The 16,236-nt window shown below is 68.0% G+C and carries 16 protein-coding genes; 13 read left to right on the top strand and 3 right to left on the bottom strand.

Going from position 1 to position 16,236, the window contains the following annotated elements; translation table 11 throughout:
• Window positions 1-64 precede the first annotated feature (64 nt).
• The 8 genes from O7R11_RS09510 to O7R11_RS09475 all read left to right on the top strand — a co-directional run bounded on the left by O7R11_RS09510 (window position 65) and on the right by O7R11_RS09475 (window position 9,047).
• Complete coding sequence (locus O7R11_RS09510) at window positions 65-835, top strand: IclR family transcriptional regulator (RefSeq protein WP_337997272.1); 771 nt, start codon at window positions 65-67, stop codon at window positions 833-835.
• A gap of 27 nt (window positions 836-862) precedes the next feature.
• A complete protein-coding gene (locus tag O7R11_RS09505; RefSeq protein ID WP_337997271.1) occupies window positions 863-1,288 on the top strand; it encodes a Zn-ribbon domain-containing OB-fold protein in 426 nt (141 codons plus the stop codon).
• A complete protein-coding gene (locus O7R11_RS09500; protein WP_337997270.1) occupies window positions 1,281-2,417 on the top strand; it encodes a thiolase family protein in 1,137 nt (378 codons plus the stop codon). Before O7R11_RS09505 ends, O7R11_RS09500 begins: the two co-directional genes overlap by 8 nt.
• Window positions 2,414-3,673 (top strand): CaiB/BaiF CoA transferase family protein, encoded by a 1,260-nt coding sequence (locus O7R11_RS09495; RefSeq protein ID WP_337997269.1) that lies wholly within the window; start codon window positions 2,414-2,416, stop codon window positions 3,671-3,673. Before O7R11_RS09500 ends, O7R11_RS09495 begins: the two co-directional genes overlap by 4 nt.
• Entirely contained in the window at window positions 3,670-5,004 is a 1,335-nt protein-coding gene (locus tag O7R11_RS09490) for an MmgE/PrpD family protein (RefSeq protein WP_337997268.1), read from the top strand. Before O7R11_RS09495 ends, O7R11_RS09490 begins: the two co-directional genes overlap by 4 nt.
• Window positions 5,001-5,897 (top strand): NAD(P)-dependent oxidoreductase, encoded by an 897-nt coding sequence (locus O7R11_RS09485; protein ID WP_337997267.1) that lies wholly within the window; start codon window positions 5,001-5,003, stop codon window positions 5,895-5,897. Before O7R11_RS09490 ends, O7R11_RS09485 begins: the two co-directional genes overlap by 4 nt.
• Before the next feature lie 111 nt (window positions 5,898-6,008).
• Entirely contained in the window at window positions 6,009-7,007 is a 999-nt protein-coding gene (locus O7R11_RS09480) for a TRAP transporter substrate-binding protein (protein ID WP_337997266.1), read from the top strand.
• Window positions 7,008-7,136: 129 nt separating this feature from the next.
• A complete protein-coding gene (locus tag O7R11_RS09475; RefSeq protein ID WP_337997265.1) occupies window positions 7,137-9,047 on the top strand; it encodes a TRAP transporter large permease subunit in 1,911 nt (636 codons plus the stop codon).
• Between the two features lie 141 nt (window positions 9,048-9,188).
• Here the strand turns inward: O7R11_RS09475 and aat are convergent, their stop codons facing one another.
• Both aat and aroQ read right to left on the bottom strand, forming a co-directional pair.
• Entirely contained in the window at window positions 9,189-9,845 is a 657-nt protein-coding gene (gene aat, locus O7R11_RS09470; protein ID WP_337997264.1) for a leucyl/phenylalanyl-tRNA--protein transferase, read from the bottom strand.
• Between the two features lie 127 nt (window positions 9,846-9,972).
• Entirely contained in the window at window positions 9,973-10,404 is a 432-nt protein-coding gene (gene aroQ / locus O7R11_RS09465; protein ID WP_337997263.1) for a type II 3-dehydroquinate dehydratase, read from the bottom strand.
• A 98-nt stretch (window positions 10,405-10,502) separates the two neighbouring features.
• Between aroQ and thiS the strand changes: the two genes are divergently transcribed.
• The 5 genes from thiS (at window position 10,503) to O7R11_RS09440 (ending at window position 15,391) form a co-directional block, all read left to right on the top strand.
• Window positions 10,503-10,727: a sulfur carrier protein ThiS gene (gene thiS / locus O7R11_RS09460; protein WP_337997262.1), complete on the top strand. Its 225-nt coding sequence runs from the start codon at window positions 10,503-10,505 to the stop codon at window positions 10,725-10,727.
• Window positions 10,720-11,493, top strand: coding sequence for a thiazole synthase (locus O7R11_RS09455; protein WP_337997261.1), 774 nt, complete (start codon window positions 10,720-10,722; stop codon window positions 11,491-11,493). Before thiS ends, O7R11_RS09455 begins: the two co-directional genes overlap by 8 nt.
• 471 nt (window positions 11,494-11,964) lie before the next feature.
• A complete protein-coding gene (locus O7R11_RS09450; RefSeq protein ID WP_337997260.1) occupies window positions 11,965-13,095 on the top strand; it encodes a type III PLP-dependent enzyme in 1,131 nt (376 codons plus the stop codon).
• A gap of 168 nt (window positions 13,096-13,263) precedes the next feature.
• Window positions 13,264-14,514, top strand: coding sequence for a flagellar hook protein FlgE (locus tag O7R11_RS09445; RefSeq protein ID WP_337997259.1), 1,251 nt, complete (start codon window positions 13,264-13,266; stop codon window positions 14,512-14,514).
• A gap of 64 nt (window positions 14,515-14,578) precedes the next feature.
• Window positions 14,579-15,391, top strand: coding sequence for an EF-hand domain-containing protein (locus O7R11_RS09440; RefSeq protein WP_337997258.1), 813 nt, complete (start codon window positions 14,579-14,581; stop codon window positions 15,389-15,391).
• 74 nt (window positions 15,392-15,465) lie between these two features.
• Here O7R11_RS09440 and O7R11_RS09435 read toward each other — a convergent pair whose 3' ends face one another.
• Window positions 15,466-16,230, bottom strand: coding sequence for a DsbA family protein (locus O7R11_RS09435; protein ID WP_337997257.1), 765 nt, complete (start codon window positions 16,228-16,230; stop codon window positions 15,466-15,468).
• Window positions 16,231-16,236 lie beyond the last annotated feature (6 nt).

Genomic DNA, 16,236 nt, shown 5'->3' with positions numbered 1-16,236 from the left:
CCAATGGAACAAGTGTTCCGTATAACGGAACGTAGAAGAAGCCGAGAACAATGGGAGGACGATCGTGGAAAACAGGAGGAATCCTGTCGGCCGCACCCTGCAACTGGTGTCGTTCATGGCGGAGAACGACCCGGCGCGCGCCTGGGGCGTGCGGGAGCTGGCCTCCCGCATGGGCATCCCTCTCGGAGCGATCCACCGCGCCCTCGTCGGGCTGGAGGAGCAGGGCTGGGTCGAGCGCGGCGACGGCGGCAGCTACACCCTCTCCCTCGAAGTCTTCCGCATGGCGATGTCGTTGTCGTCGTCCCTGCCGCTGCGCCGCGCCGCCCTGCCGGTGATGCACGAGATCACCGTGGCGTGCAGCGAGACCGCGCTGCTCGGGATGTTCGACCATTCCCGCTTGCAGATGAGCTTCATCGCCCAGGTGGAATCCCCCCATCCGCTGCGCTACGCGATCGACCTCAACCGCTGGAGCCCGATTCACGCCGGGGCGACGGGGCTCGCGATCTTCGCTTTCCTCGAGCCCGAGGTGCAGGAAGCGGTGTTCGCGCGCGGCGATTTCACCGTCAAGACCGAGAACACCATCACCGCCCCGGCCCGGCTGCGCGAGGAATTGGCGATGATCCGGGCGCGCGGCTACGCGCTGACCAAGGGGCAGCGCATCCTCGGGTCGGTCGGCGTGGCCGCCCCGATCTTCGGGCCGAGCGGCGCGGTGATCGGCGATCTGGCGATCACCCTGCCGACCGAACGGTTCGAGCGTGTCGAGAATCCGGAAATCCTGGCGGCAAGCGTGGTTCGGCACGCCGACAAGATTTCCCAAAAATTGCGTTGGAAGTGAACTCTGTAGAGACGAAAGGGTAAATTCATGGCGGAGTCCAAGCCAAATGACGCCGCGGGCGTCGGTCCCGTGCCGACCTGGCGGAGCGAAGGCGACAAGGTGATCCTGGTCGGCCGGCGGTGCCGGAGCTGCGGCAAGGTGTCGTTTTCCGGAACCCGGTACTGCGATGTCTGCTGGGGGGAGAGCTTCGAGGCGGTCGATATCGGCAGCAGCGGCACGCTCTATTCCTTCTCCGAAATCCACGTCGCCCCGAAGGCGTTCAAGACGCCGTACGTGATCGGCTACGTCGATATGTCCGAGGAAGTGCGGGTGTTCGCGCAGGTCGAGGGCTCCGCGGCGACCCTGACCCCCGGTGCGACGGTGGAAGCGACGGTGGGGCCGGTCCGCTACGACGAGAACGGCGACGCGGTGGAAAGCTACAAGTTCCGTCTGGGAGGCCCGAAAAATGGTTGATGTGTATGTTGCCGGTGTCGCGCAGGTTCGTTTCGGCCGGACTCCGGAACGCTCGCTCGAAGGCATGGGACAGCAGGCGACGCTTGCCGCCATGCGGGATGCGGGCGTGGACAAGGCCGCGATCGACGAGGTGTTCTGCGGCAACGTTCTGGGCGGCATGCTGGTCGGCCAGCGGGTGCTGCGCGACCTCGGCATGACCGGCGGCCCGATCAGCAACGTCGAGGCGGCGTGCTCCAGCGGCTCCCTGGCCCTGCGCGAGGCGTACTGGGCCCTGCAATCCGGCCGCGCCGAGACCATCCTGGTGGTCGGCGTCGAGAAGATGTCGGTGCTCGGCGGCGGCCCGCTGCCCCTGGAGACCACCGACATCGAGGTGTCGCAGGGCCAGGTGATGCCTGCCGTCTACGCGATGCGCGCCCGCCGCTACATGCTGGAGACCGGCGCCACCGAGACGGACCTGGGGATGATCGCGGTGAAGGCGCGCGCCAACGGCGCTCTCAACCCGGTCGCGCACTTCCAGAAGGCGGTGCCTCTCGAGGAGGTTCTGGGCAGCCGCATGGTCGCCGATCCGCTGCGGCTCAACATGTGCTGCCCGACCAGCGACGGCGGCGCCGCCGTGGTGCTGACCACCCGCAAGCCGCAGAACGGCAAGTGCCCCATCCGCATCGCCGGGACGGCGCTGCAATCCGGCCTGTACCGGACCGGCCCCTACGACACCTCCTCGGCCGACCTGACCCGGCGCACCAGCGCCCTGGCCTATGAGCAGGCGGGCGTGGACCCGGCGGACGTGGGACTGTGCGAGCTGCACGACGCCTTCGCCATCGCCGAACTGATGTACTACGAAGCCCTCGGCCTGTGCCCGGCGGGCGACGGCGCCAAGCTGCTGCGCAGCGGCGCGACGCAGATCAACGGACGCCTGCCGGTGAATCCGAGCGGCGGCCTTCTGTCGCGCGGCCATGCGCTGGGAGCGACCGGTCTCGCCCAGGTGGCGGAGGCGGTGATGCACATGCGCCGCGAAGGCGGCAACCGGCAGGTCGATGCCGACGTCAAGGTGGCGGTGACGCACTGCACCGGCGGCGGCATCAGCGGCGTCGATCACGGCGCTTGCGCGGTCACGGTGCTGGTGCGATGAGCGCGCCAGGCCAGGCGCCCTTGGCGGGACTCAAGGTCGTCGATCTGACGACCTTCCTCTCCGGGCCCTACGCAACGCAGATCTTCGCCGATCTCGGCGCCTCGGTGATCAAGGTCGAGCAGCCCGCGGGCGGCGACCCGACGCGCATCCTGCCGCCGCACTTCGTGCACGGCGACAGTGCCTATTTCCACTCGATCAACCGCAACAAGAGAAGCGTCGCGGTCGATCTCAAGCACCCCGAAGGGCGCGGAATCCTCCTCGATCTGGTGGCGCAATGCGACGTTCTGATCGAGAACTTCCGCCCCGGCGTGATGGATCGCCTGCATCTCGGCTGGGACGCCCTGCGCGCCGCCAACCCGCTGCTGATCCACTGCTCGCTCACCGGCTTCGGCATCGACGGGCCGTACCGCGACTATCCGGCCTACGACATGGTGGTGCAGGCGCTGTCCGGCGGCATGAGCATGACCGGCGAACGCAACGGCCCGGCGGTCCGCGCCGGGGTGCCGATCGGCGATCTGGCCGCGGGCATGTTCAGCGTCATCGGCATTCTCGCGGCGCTGCGCGAACGCGAGAGCAACGGCTGCGGCCGCCAGGTCGATGTGTCGATGCTCGACTGCCAGGTTTCGATGCTGTCCTATCAGGCGGAATACACCCTGGTCTCCGGCAAGGCGCCGGGGCGGCAGGGCAGCGCCCACGACAGCATTCCCACCTACCGCTCGTTCCAGTGCGGCGACGGCAAGGCCATCGTCGTCACCGCCAACAACGAGAAGATGTGGGCGGGCCTGTGCCGGACCATCGGCTGTCCCGAACTCGTCGAGGACCCGCGCTTCCTCACCAATGCCGACCGCTTCCGCAACCGGGAAGAGCTGGGCGTGCTGCTGGAGGCGCGCTTCCTGGAGCAGAGCTCGCAGGACATCGCGCCGAAGCTGATGGCGGCGGGCGTGCCCGCGGCGCCGATCAACTCGGTGCTGGAGGCCCTCGCCGATCCGCAGGTGGTACATCGCGGCATGGTCGTCGATGCCGTGGCCGAGGACGGCAAGAGCCTGAAAATGGTGGGCAATCCGGTGCGTTTCGATCACCGGGACGTCAGCACGTATCACTATCCCCCGGCGCTCGGCGAGCACACCTTCACGGTGCTGCACGACGATCTGGGGATCGATGCGGCCCGCATCGCGCAACTGGCGGAAGCAGGCGTCCTGCGCCTCGACCCGCAGAGCCGCCCCGCGCCGCAGGCGTGCACGGAGGCGGTGAAATGACGGCGACGCGCGAGCTTGCCGCCTTTGCCTCGGGCCTCGCTCCGGACGCGTTGTCCGGGGCGGCCGAGCGCATGCTCGCGCGGGCGGTCACGGATTTCGTGGCCTGCACCATCGCCGGGGCGGCCACCGCATCGGCGAAGCGGGCGCGCTGCGCCTTTCCCGACGTCTCCGGCGGCGCGGCGCAAGTGCTCGGCTCCGAGGGGGGCGCTCCGGCGCATGTCGCCGCCTTCCTCAACGCCCAGGCCTGCCATGCCCTGGAGTTCGACGACCTGCACGGGCCCTCGATCTACCACCCCGGCGCGCCGACGATCTCCGCGGCGCTGGCCGTGGCGGACCGCACGGGCGCCGACGCGGCGACCCTGCGCGCCGCCATCGTCGCCGGATACGAGGTGGGCATCCGCCTCGGCGCGGCGGCGGGCACCGCGCATTACGCGCGCCACCACACCACCGGCACGGTCGGCGCGCTCGGCGCGGCGGCGGCGGCCGGGCGGGTGCTCGGTCTCGATGCGGCGGCAATGGCCGATGCGCTGGGCATCGCGGTGACGCACGCCGCCGCCCTCTGGGCCTTCCTCGACGACAAGGCCGATTCCAAACCCTTCCACGCGGCGCATGCCGCGATGATCGGCGTTCTCGCCGCCGATCTCGCCGCCGCCGGCGTGCGCGGCGCGCGCACCGGCATCGAGGGGCCGCACGGCTTTCTCGCCACCCTCGGCGGCGATGCGGCCTCGCCCGGCCTGTGCGCGGGCCTCGGCGCCGCCCCGGAAAAGATCACCGAACTGACGATCAAGGCCTATCCGTGCTGCGGCCACACCCACACCGGCATCGCCGCGGCGGGCGAAATCCGCGCGCGCATGGCGGCGGCGCGGGCCGAACCCGGCGGCATCGCCGAGATTCTGGTGGACACCTACGCGGCGGCGATCGCGGTCGCCGGGGCCGCGTCGCCCGCCACCGCGGCGGAGGCGGCCTTCTCCTACCCCCACATCGTCGCCTGGGTTCTGTCGCACGGCAGCCTCTCCGGCGCTTTCACCGAGACCGCGCCGCACGATCCGGCGATCGCGCGCCTCGCCCGCCGGGTGAAGCTGCACCGCTGCGCGGCGTTCGACGCCGCCTATCCGGCGAGCCAGCCGGTGCGCCTGGCGGTGCGCATGCACGACGGAGAGATCTTCACCGCCGAGGCGCAATATGCGCCGGGCACGCCGGTGCATCCGCTCTCCGACGACGATTTCGCCGACAAGATCGCCACCCTGCTCGGCCCGCAGGCCGGGGCGTGGACGGCCTTCGCGCGCCGCCGGTTCGGCCTGCCGCCGGATGCGGCGGGGAAGGGGGCATGATGGCGCGCGCGGCGGTCATCGGGTTCGTCGGTCTCGGGCACATGGGCGCGGCCCTGGCGCGGCGCAGCCTTGCCGCGGGCGGCACGGTGCTGGTCTACGATCTTGCGCCGCAGGCGGTGGCGTCCCTGGCGGCGCTCGGCGCCGAGGCGGCGCCGGATCTCGCCGCGATGTTCCGCCGCGCCGAAGTGGTGGCCGCCTGCCTGCCGAGCGCCGCCGCCTGCCGCGCCGTCGCCGCGGAGGCGGTAAAAGCGGCCGGGGCGGGGGCGTGCGCGGTGCGCCTGTGGATCGAGGCATCGACCATCGGGCGGCGGGCCTGCGCCGGGATCGCGGCCGACCTCGCCGCGGCGGGGATCGCCTTCGCCGACGCGCCGGTCAGCGGCGGGCCGCGCGGCAAGGCCCTGTCCACCATGCTCGCCGTGCCGCAGGCCTTGCGCGCGCAGGCCGAAGCGGAGGTCGGCCGCTACAGCGACCGTATCATCGCGGTGGGCGAGGAGCCGGGCCAGGCCCAGATCTGCAAGCTGGTCAACAACGCGATTTCGCTCGCCACCCTGGCTATCGCCTGCGAGGCGACCGCCTCCGGCGTCCGCGCCGGTCTGGACCTCGCGGTGATGGTGGAGGCGATCAACGCCGGGTCCGGCCGTTGCGCCGCAACCACCGACAAGTTCCCGCAGGCGATCGTGACGCGGCGCTTCGACTACGGCGCGGCGGCCCGCATCGCCGCCAAGGACATGGCGTTGTTCCTGGAGGAGGCCGAGACGGCGGGCGGCCGCCTGGCGTGCCTGCCGCAGATCGCGGCATTGTGGCGCACGGTCGCCGACGAAGGGCCTCCGGACATGGATTTTACAAGCATATTCAAATACTTCGAGGAGTACGGGCGGCCGCTGCAAGCCTGATCGAAGGACGCGGCCGCGCGCAGGAGAAAAGGGCCTAAGACCCTGAGAAGGACGTCGGTTTAAGGAGTTTTCAAGGCGTATCCGAAAATTCGAACAAGGGAGGTTTACGACATGAAGTCAAAATTGGCAGCATTGGTCCTTGCCGCGGCGACTCTCTTCAGCTCCGCCGCCATGGCGGACGTGCAGAAAATCCGCATCATCGGCAGTTTGCCGCTGGGTCATCACATGTCGAAGGCGTTGACGGTCTTCAAGAAGGCCGTCGAGGGCAAGACCAAGATCAAGGTCGATACGTTCCCGGCAAGCCAGCTCTACAACGACAGCGATTCGGTGCGGGTGCTGCCGACCGGTTCCGTCGATATGGGCGTGGTGCAGCTCGACATGTGGATGGGCCTGGTGCCGTCCGCGGGCATTCTCTACATGCCGACCTATTACGACAGCCTCGACCAGTTCTACGCGATCCGCAAGTTCGTCACGCCGATGCTGTCGGAACGCCTGGAAGCCAAGGCGAACGTCAAGCTGCTCGGCTGGGCCGACTATGACTCCGAGGCCCTGATCAGCAAGAAGAAGCTCGAAAAGCTCGAAGACTTCAAGGGCACCAAGCTGCGCGGCTACGGCCAGTATGCGGCCGCCTTCCTGCAGAGCCTCGGCAGTTCGCCGGTGGTGATGAGCTCGAGCGAGGCCTACGACTCCCTGGCGAAGGGCGTGATCGACGGCACCATGTCCGGCCCGACCAGCCACTACAGCCGCAAGTTCTTCGAAGTGGCCGACTACCTGATCTCGCAGAAGACCTTCATCCAGCCGGTGTTCTGCTATGCCATCCTGATCAACCTCGACACCTGGAAGAAGCTGAGCGCGGCGGAAAAGACCGCGGTCCAGGCCGGCGCCGACGAGATCCAGACCTACACCTCCGATGCCTTCCAGAAGGCGACCGCCGAGGCGCTCGCCGCCCTCGAGAAGAAGGGCGTGACCATGGTCGATATCGTTCCGGCGGAGTTCGAGCGGATCAAGGCGGTGGTGCGCCCGGCGCTCGAAGCCAAGCTGGAGAAGGATGCGGGGGCCGACGTGGCCAAGCCGATCCTCGACTACGTGCGCTCGCTGCGCAGCAAGTAAGCATCGGTCGCGGAGGCGGCGGAAAACGCCGCCTCCCCATGCTTTGTCCTCGCCCGGCTTGGGCTCAATGCGGAGGCGAAGATGTCGTTTGCCGGTTCCAAGCGCATAAGCGCCCTAGGAGATTCTACGATGGACCATACCGTTGCCGTGCCGCAGAACAGCCCCAACGTCATCGACCGGATCAGTCTGATCTGCGGCATGCTGTCCGGATGGCTGCTGCTGATCATTTCGCTGTCGATCGGCTATGAGGTCCTGTCGCGCGCCCTGTTCGGCCAGGCCACGGTCTGGGTCTACGACATGACCACCTATTTCCTGGTGTGGTTCTCCTTCCTGTCGTGCGCCGTGGTGCTGCGCGCGGGTCGCCACCTCAATGTGGACATTTTCATCGGGGCGGTGCCGCCGCTCGTCGCCCGCGGCCTGGAGGCCGCCGGACTGCTGATCGTCGCGACCGTGCTCACCCTGATCTTCCTCTATACGGGCGAGGCGACCATCCACGCCTACAAGACCGGCGAGCTGGAACCCACGATCATCCGCACCCCGGTCTACCTGATCCATGTCGGCATGGTGGTGGGCCTGGGCGTCGCCGCCCTGCAAAGCGGCCGCGAGTTCGTGCGCGCCGCGCTGGCCTGCCGCGCCCACTGGCTTGCGGAGGCGCGCAGCGCCGGGAGCGAGGGGCAGCGCGCCCCGTGGATTCTGGCGGTCAGCCTGGCGGTGTTCGTAGGGCTGGTGGCGTGCGGATTGCTGCTGCTGCCGACCGACTATGCGGTGCTCGGCCTCGTCGTGCTGATCATCGCGCAGCTGTTCTTCGGCGTGCCGGTGTTCGCCAGCCTCTCCTTCGCCGGAATCGCCGGGCTGTATTTCATCTTCGGCCCGCAGACCGGCCTGCCGCAGGCGGCGCAGATCGCCTACAAGGCGGTGCTGAGCAACACCCTTCTGGCGATCCCGCTCTACGTGCTCGCCGGGAGCATCCTGGAGGCCGGGCGCATCGGTCCCGAACTGTTCAATTTCGCCTCCGCCTGGATCGGCCACCGGCGCGGCGGCTACGCCGTCGCCACGGTTCTCGCCTGCGGCATCTTCGCCGCGATCTCCGGCTCCAGCGTGGCGACCGCCGCGACCATCGGCAGCCTCGCCATCCCCGAAATGCTGAAACGCGGTTACGAGCCGCGGTTCGTCTATGGCCTGGTCGCCGCGGGCGGCACCCTCGGCATCCTCATTCCGCCGAGCACGCCGCTCATCCTCTACAGCGGCATGACCGACGAATCCACCGGCGCCCTGTTCATGGGCGGGGTGGTGCCGGGGATGCTGCTGCTGCTCGGGTTTTCCCTCTACGCGGTCGTCGCCTGCGGCGGGCGGCGCGAGGAACGCACCGACTGGCCCACCCGGATCGCGGTCAGCAAGACCGCATTCTGGGGGATCATGGCCCCGGTGATCGTGCTGACGGGCATCTACAGCGGCATCTTCACCCCCACCGAGGCGGCGGCGGTGGTGGTGCTCTACGCCCTGGCGGTCTCCCTGGTGCGCGGCACCGTCAAGTGGAGCGACCTGCCGCGCATCCTGGCCGAAGGCGTGCAGACCAGCGGCATGATCATGATGATCATCGTCGGCGCCATGCTGCTCGGCATCATCACCACGGTCCTGCAAATCCCGCAGGCGCTGCAGGAGGCGGTGGCCGACGCCGGGCTCGGCCCCTGGACGGTCTTCGCCGGTCTGGTGGTGATCTACGTCTTCCTCGGCATGTTCCTGGAGGTGGTGTCGATTCTCCTCATCACCCTGCCGATCGTCTACCCGCTGATCGTCTCCCTGGGGTTCAACGGCCTGTGGTTCGCCATCGCCCTGGTGATCCTGATGGAGCTGGCGCTGATCACCCCGCCGGTCGGTCTCAACCTGTTCACCGTGCAGGGCGTCTCCGGCGCCACCCTGACCGACGTCATCCGCGGCGTGACGCCGTTCATCCTGGTGCTGGTGCTGGGGTTCGCGTTCGTCGTGGCGGTGCCGCAGCTGGCCCTCTGGCTGCCGAGTTCCATGGGCTTCGGGCACTAGCCCGGCTTTTGCAACCGGGCGCCGGCGGTTTCCCCTCCGCCGGCGCCCGACGGCACCGGGCGTCTCCCCCCGCCGGTGCCGAGCCCGGGTGCCGGATTCTCCCCCATTCCTCCGGCATCCGGCCCTCTTTCCCTCCCGGTTCTACCCCGGCCGGTCCGCCGCGCCGCGCAAGAGCGCCAGTTCCGCGGCGATCCTGTGCGGCGGCGGGTGGAAATCCGCCTCGCCGCGAATGGCGAGCGCGAGGCGGCGCAGGTAGAGCGGGCGGGGGATTTCCACCGCGCCGAGGGTGGCGAGGTGCGGCGTGATGAACTGGGTGTCCAGAAGCGTGTATCCCCCGGCGCGCAGCCGCGCCACGAGATGCACCAGGGCGATCTTCGAGGCGTCGGTGCGGCGCGAGAACATGCTTTCGCCGAAGAAGGCCGCGCCGATGGAAATGCCGTAGAGACCGCCCGCCAGTTCCCCCCCGCTGCGGCACTCGATGGCGTGGGCGAAGCCCATTGCGTGCAGGCGGGTGTAGAGATCGGCGATGCGCGGGGTGATCCAGGTGTCCTCCCGCCCCGGCGCGGGCGCGGCACAGGCGGCGACGACGCCGGGAAAGTCGGTGTCGGCGGTGACGTCGAACGGCGCTTTGCGCAGGGTCTTTTTCAGCGAGCGGGAAACGTGCAGCCCGGAAAGCGGCAGGATGCCGCGCATCTCCGGCGACAGCCAGACGAGGTCCGGATCGTCGCGGTCGCGCCCCATGGGGAACGCTCCCTGGCAATAGGCGGAAAGCAGCATTTCCGGCGTCAGCGGGTACATCGCGGGTTCCCCGGAAAATGAAAACTTCGCGGGGGGACTCGGTCCCCCCACGCCCCCCATGACTTGGTTTTTGCGCGAAGCGCCATAAGCATGCGCCGGTTGCCGCAAAAGGTAACGTTTTTGCTCTCTAGTCCTCCAGCGCGGCGAGCGCCAGCAGGTAGCCCTTCGCGCCGAAGCCGGCGATGACGCCGGCGGCGGCGCGCGAGACGTAGGAGTGGTGGCGGAATTCCTCGCGCTTATGGATGTTGGAGAGGTGCACCTCGATCACCGGAATGTCGAGGAGCAGCAGCGCGTCGAGAATCGCCACCGAGGTGTGGGTGAAGGCGGCGGGATTGATCACCAGCGCGTCGGCCTCGGCGCGCGCCTCCTGAATCCAGCCGACCAGATCGCCCTCGTGGTTGGACTGGCGGAATTCCAGGCTCCAGCCGCGCGCCACCGCGGCCTTGCGGCAGGCGGTCTCGATGTCGGCCAGGGTGTCGCGGCCATAGACGGCGGGTTCGCGTACGCCCAGCATGTTGAGGTTGGGGCCGTTCAGGACGAGAATGCGTTTGCCGGGCACGGGGCCGTCCTCCCAGGTTGGCGCGGTTCGGTTGCATCCGAGGCCGCTCGGTCCCATACTCTGGCATCTTCAAATCGAAAAGCAACACCGGAGACGCGATGCAGATCACCTTGAACGGCGAGCTTCAGGCCGTGCCCGAAGGGCTGTCGGTTGCTGGGCTGTTGCGGGAACTCGACATCGCGGCGCGCAAGGTCGCGGTGGAACGGAATCTCGAAATCGTGCCGAAGTCGGCCTATGAGACGACGCCGGTCGAGGACGGCGACCGTTTCGAGATCGTGCATTTTATCGGCGGCGGCGGCCGCGGGAGGAGAGAAAGTGACTGAAGATCGGTTGGTGATTGCGGGACGCACCTTTTCGTCCCGGCTGCTGGTCGGCACCGGCAAGTACAAGGATTTTCCGGAGACCGCGGCGGCGCTTGCGGCCTCCGGGGCGGAGATCGTCACCGTCGCGGTGCGCCGGGTCAACATCAGCGATCCGAAGCAGCCGATGCTGATGGATTACGTCGATCCCAAGACCTACACCTACCTGCCCAACACCGCGGGCTGCTTCACCGCCGAGGATGCGGTGCGCACCCTGCGCCTGGCGCGCGAGGCGGGCGGCTGGGACCTGGTGAAGCTCGAGGTTCTGGGCGACCAGAAGACCCTCTACCCCAACATGGTGGAGACGGTGCAGGCTGCGGAAATCCTGCTCAAGGAGGGTTTCCAGGTGATGGTCTACTGCAGCGACGACCCGATCTATGCGAAGCGCCTGGAGGAGATGGGCTGCGCCGCGGTGATGCCGCTCGCCGCGCCGATCGGGTCCGGACTCGGCATCCAGAACCCGGTCAACATCCGCCTCATCGTCGAGGAGGCGAAGGTGCCGGTGCTGGTGGACGCGGGCGTCGGCACCGCCTCCGACGCGGCGGAGGCGATGGAACTCGGCTGCGACGGCGTACTGATGAACACCGCCATCGCCGCGGCCAAGGACCCGATCAAAATGGCGCACGCCATGCGCCTTGCGGTGGAAGCGGGGCGTCTTGCCTACCTCGCGGGGCGGATGCCGAAGAAACTCTATGCCGATCCGTCCTCGCCTCTCGCGGGCCTGATCTGAGCCCCTTGAGAAACAAGGCGAAAAGCCATGCGGCCCGGACATATCCGGGCCGCATTTTTTATTTGCTTTTTTACTTTACGAGGGGGGGCTGCGGCGTTATACAGGCGCTCCTTGCGCACGTGCCTCTGACCCTTGGTGGCTACGCAACGACGCACGACACGTGACCGGATGCAAGTCCGGGGTGGAACTGAATTTTGACCGCCGTATTGCGTATTGTACGTCAAGGCAAAGTGCGCTCCCATGTGGTGTTCGGCCACCGGGCGGTGCATTGAGATACCGAGGGTCGGTGATTTCTCGCGTGCCGCGGCATCGTCAAATTCATCTTTCACGCCCTGTCCTGCTTCGGTTGAAGTCACGGTGTTTCCGTGGGCCTTCGGGTCTTCGGGCGTGCCGTGGGGCCGCAACTGATGACCTGCGCCTTTTGTGATCGTGTGATCCGGCCTGGTCCTTCCCTTTGGGGGACTTGAAACGATGTCCGAACGTATCCGACGCTTCCTGGAGCAACAGCGCCCGCCCACCCCCTGCCTGGTGGTGGACCTGGAGATCATCCGCGAGAATTACCGTAGCCTGCGCGAACATTTGCCCCTTGCGCAGGTCTTTTATGCGGTGAAGGCCAACCCGGCGTCCGAAGTGGTGCGCATGCTGGCCGCCGAAGGCTCGTCCTTCGACACCGCGAGCCTGCCGGAAATCGATCTCTGCCTCGCCAACGGCGCCATGGCCGAGAACATTTCCTTCGGCAACACCATCAAGAAGGAACGCGATATCGCGGAAGCCTTCGGGAGGGGTGTTCGCCTGTTCGCCATCGACTCCCAGGAGGAGTTGCACAAGATCGGCCGCGCCGCGCCCGGTTCGCGCGTCTACTGCCGCATCCTGGTAGAGAACACCGGCGCGCAGTGGCCGCTGTCGCGCAAGTTCGGCTGCGCCGTGGAGATGGCCGCCGACCTGCTCACCGAGGCCCGCGGCATGGGGCTCGACCCCTACGGCGTGTCCTTCCACGTCGGCTCGCAGCAGACCGCCCTCGACCAGTGGGATGTGGCGCTCGCCAAGGTGGCGATGCTGTTCACCACCCTGCAGGAGCGCGGCATCGAACTCAAGGCGGTGAACCTGGGCGGCGGCTTTCCGGCGCACTACCAGGACGAGGTGGAGGCCCTGCCGGCCTACGCCAACGCGGTGATGCACGCGATCACCAAGCACTTCGGCAACCGCATTCCGGCCCTGATGGTGGAGCCCGGCCGCTCTCTGGTGGGCGATTCCGGCATCCTCCAGGCCGAGGTGGTGCTGGTGTCGCGCAAGTCCTACGACGACGAGCGCCGCTGGGTGTACCTCGACGTCGGGCGCTTCAACGGCCTCGCCGAGACCATGGACGAGGCGATCCGCTACCGCCTCACCACCTCGCGCGACGGCGAGGAGACGGCGCCGGTGGTGCTCGCCGGGCCGACCTGCGACTCCGTGGACATCATCTACGACAAGTCCAACTACTGCCTGCCGGTCAACCTGCAGGCGGGCGACAAGATCGAGGTCCATTCGACCGGCGCCTATACCACGTCCTATGCCTCGATCAACTTCAACGGCTTCGAACCCTTGAAGCAGTACTGTATCTGATCCACCGGATCGCGGGCGGCAGGTCCTGCCGCCCGCACCCCGGCAGAATCTGCCGGGAGAGCCGCTTTCGCGGATGAATTTTCATATATTTCAGCGTGTTGATTCTGGCTTGTGGCTTGCAAGCGAATCTCCGGACGTGTCCGTCACGGAAGGTACCGGAGCCGCACCATGAGTCTGATCGGCGCATTGAACACGAGTTCGCTCGCCATGCTGGCGCAGGGCCAGGGCCTGCAGACCGTCAGCAACAATATCGCCAACGTCAACACCATCTCCTACAAGCGCGAGGAGACGCTGTTCCAGACCCTGCTCTATGCGCAGCGCGCCGGCACCAATGCCTCGGAGCGGCTGGCGGTGCGCGCGGTGGACCGGCGTTCGGTGATGGCGCAGGGGCTGATCCAGAGCACCGGACGCGCCGACGATCTCGCCATCGACGGCGACGGCTTCTTCGTGGTTTCCCGCAACTTCGGCAGCACCGCCACGCCCGACGTGTTCTTCACCCGCGACGGCGCGCTGCAGCAGCGCTACGTGGATGTGGGCAACGGCGCCCAGGAGTCCTATTACATCACCGCCGACGGCAAGTACCTGCTGGGCTGGGCGGCGGACGAGAACGGCGAGTTCTCCACCTCCGACTCTCTTTCGAGCCTGGTGCCGCTGCGTTCCTTCGCCCTCGACGAGCTGGAGGGCACGGCCACCACCGAAGCCCTGATGGCGGCCAACATCCCCTCCACCACCGAAATCGGCGAGAGCGTCACGCTGCAGGGCGGTATTTACGATACCTCCTACAATTCTCAGACGATGTCGTCGGTCTGGACCAAGGTTGCGGCGAACATTTGGACCGTGCAGGCCCAGGTGACGAACGGTACGGTCACGGGCCCGCCGACGCTTCCCGTCGTGACCTTCACCGGAGACGGGAAGGTTCTGACGCCCCAGGATCCGGTTCAGGTGTCCATTACCTGGGACGACGGCACCACCAGCACCATAGCGGTGGACCTCACCGACATGGAGCAGTACGCCGACGAGACGGTGATCTACCGCACCGCGCAGAACGGCAACGAGACCGGCCGCCTCTACGACGAGAGCTTCGACAAGAACGGCGTGCTCTGGGGGAGCTACACCAACGGGCGCAACCGCGCGCTCTACAAGGTTGCGGTCGCGCAGTTCGTCGCCCCCGACAGCCTGGAGGCGGTGAGCGGCAACCTCTTCCGCGCCACCGAGGGGGCGGGCGAGATGTCGATCCGCGATCTGGAGCAGGAGGCGCAGGGCACCACCATTCTCGTCGGCAACCTGGAATCCTCCAACGTCGATATGGCCGACGAGTTCACCCGCATGATGATGGTGCAGAAGGCCTACACCATGGCCTCCACCAACTTCCGCACCGTGGACGAGATGATCGAGACGGCGGTGTCGATGAAGCGCTGAGGCGCGGGAACGGGTTTGCGGCGGCCGGGCCGTCGGCGGTTCCCGGGATTGAAGGAAGGAAACCATGACTCTGGGTATCGAGTCTTCCTCCGGTTATTCGGCCGCATCGCTGCTCGCGCAGTTGATGCAGGCGACGAACGGCCAGGGGTCGGTCACGCAGGCCGGCGCCGTGTCTTCGGATTCGGACAGGAAAAGCGGTTTGCAGAGCCTGTTCGCCGCCGTCGATGGCGACGGCGACGGCCAGGTCTCCGCGTCGGAGTTCACGAATTTCGCGCAGCGCTTCTCGGTGGAGGCCTCGTCGGCAGTGCTGTCGGCGCAGGAGGATGCCGGGGAGGACTCGGGGGCCTTCGCGAGCCTGGACGGCAACGGCGACGGCAGCCTCGACGAGGCCGAATTCGCAGCGGGCATGCCTCCGCCTCCGGAAGGCGGCGGCATGAAGGCAATGGCTTCCAGCCTGTTCTCCGCCCTGGATGCGGACGGCGACGGTTCGGTCAGCGCCGAGGAATTGTCCGCAGCGCTTTCCGGCACGGATGCGGCGGACGGCGAGGACGCGGCGGATGCCGCCGCGCTGCTGGCCGCCCTGGATGCGGACGGCGATGGCTCGGTGAGCGAAAGCGAACTGATCTCGGCGCTTTACGCGATGGCTCCGCCGTCGCCGCCGGAAGCCCAATCCGCCGCTGCGGGCGGGGGCGCATCCGCCGGCGGTTCCGCCGCGGGCGCTGCCGAAGAGACCGCCGCCTACGATCCGCTGGACACCAACGAGGACGGCTATGTGTCCTTCGCCGAACTGATGGCGGGACTGCGCTCTGGCACCGCCGGCGCGGGCCTGAGCGACGGCACCCTTTCGGCGCTGTTGCAGAGCGTGGCGATGGCCTGACCGCCGCGCTTCGCCGCACGTGGCGAGGGCCGGGGCGGATGCCCCGGCCCTGCGCGTTTGCGGCGGCCGCGTTTCTACTTCTTCGCTTTTGCCGCGTCGCGCCGTTCGGAAATGGCGGAGGCGAGCATCTCGCCGTCGATGCGGCCGGGGATCAGCGTCTCGCCGATGATGAAGGTGGGCGTGCCCGAAATGTCGAGCGCCCCGGCGAGCAGGTGGTTGCGGGCGATCGTCTCCTCCACCGCCTTGCCCTGGGCGTCGGCCTTGAGGCGCTTCACGTCGAGCTTCAGCCCCTTGGCGACCTCGAGCGCGGAGGCCTCGTCGAGACGGCCCTTGAAGGTCATCAACGCGGCGTGGAAGTCGGTGTAGCGCCCCTGCGCGCGGGCGGCGAGCGCCAGGCGGGAGACCGCGAGGCTCGCCTCGCCGAGCACCGGCAGGTCCTTGATCACCACGCGGGCGTCGGGGTTGGCCTTGATCGCCGCGGCGATGTCGGGGTAGGCGGCGCGGCAGTAGCCGCAGTTGTAGTCGAAGAACTCGACGATGACGATGGGGGCGTCCTTCCCGCCGATCACCGGGTCGTCGGCGCGGCCGGTGAGATCCGCCGCATGCGTGCGGATCGCCTGGAGCTGCGCCTGCTGCTGATAGGCGATGCGCTTCGCCTTCAGCGCTTCCATCGCCTCGGCGAGGATTTCCGGGTTCTCCACCAGGGCGCGGCGGACGAGATCGCGCACCGCCTGCTCTTGGGCGGCGGAGAGCGCCGGGTCCGCGGCGGCGGCGGGCAGGGCGGAGAGAACGGTCAGTGCGGCGCCGAGGCAGAGGGCGCACAGGCGGGATCGCGGCATGAAACG

The organism is Oleispirillum naphthae, assembly GCA_027864655.1.
GTDB classification, from domain to species: Bacteria; Pseudomonadota; Alphaproteobacteria; order Rhodospirillales; family Rhodospirillaceae; genus Oleispirillum; species Oleispirillum naphthae.
The sequence above is the reverse complement of the archived record's forward strand: the minus strand, read 5'-3'. Positions and strand labels throughout refer to the sequence as shown.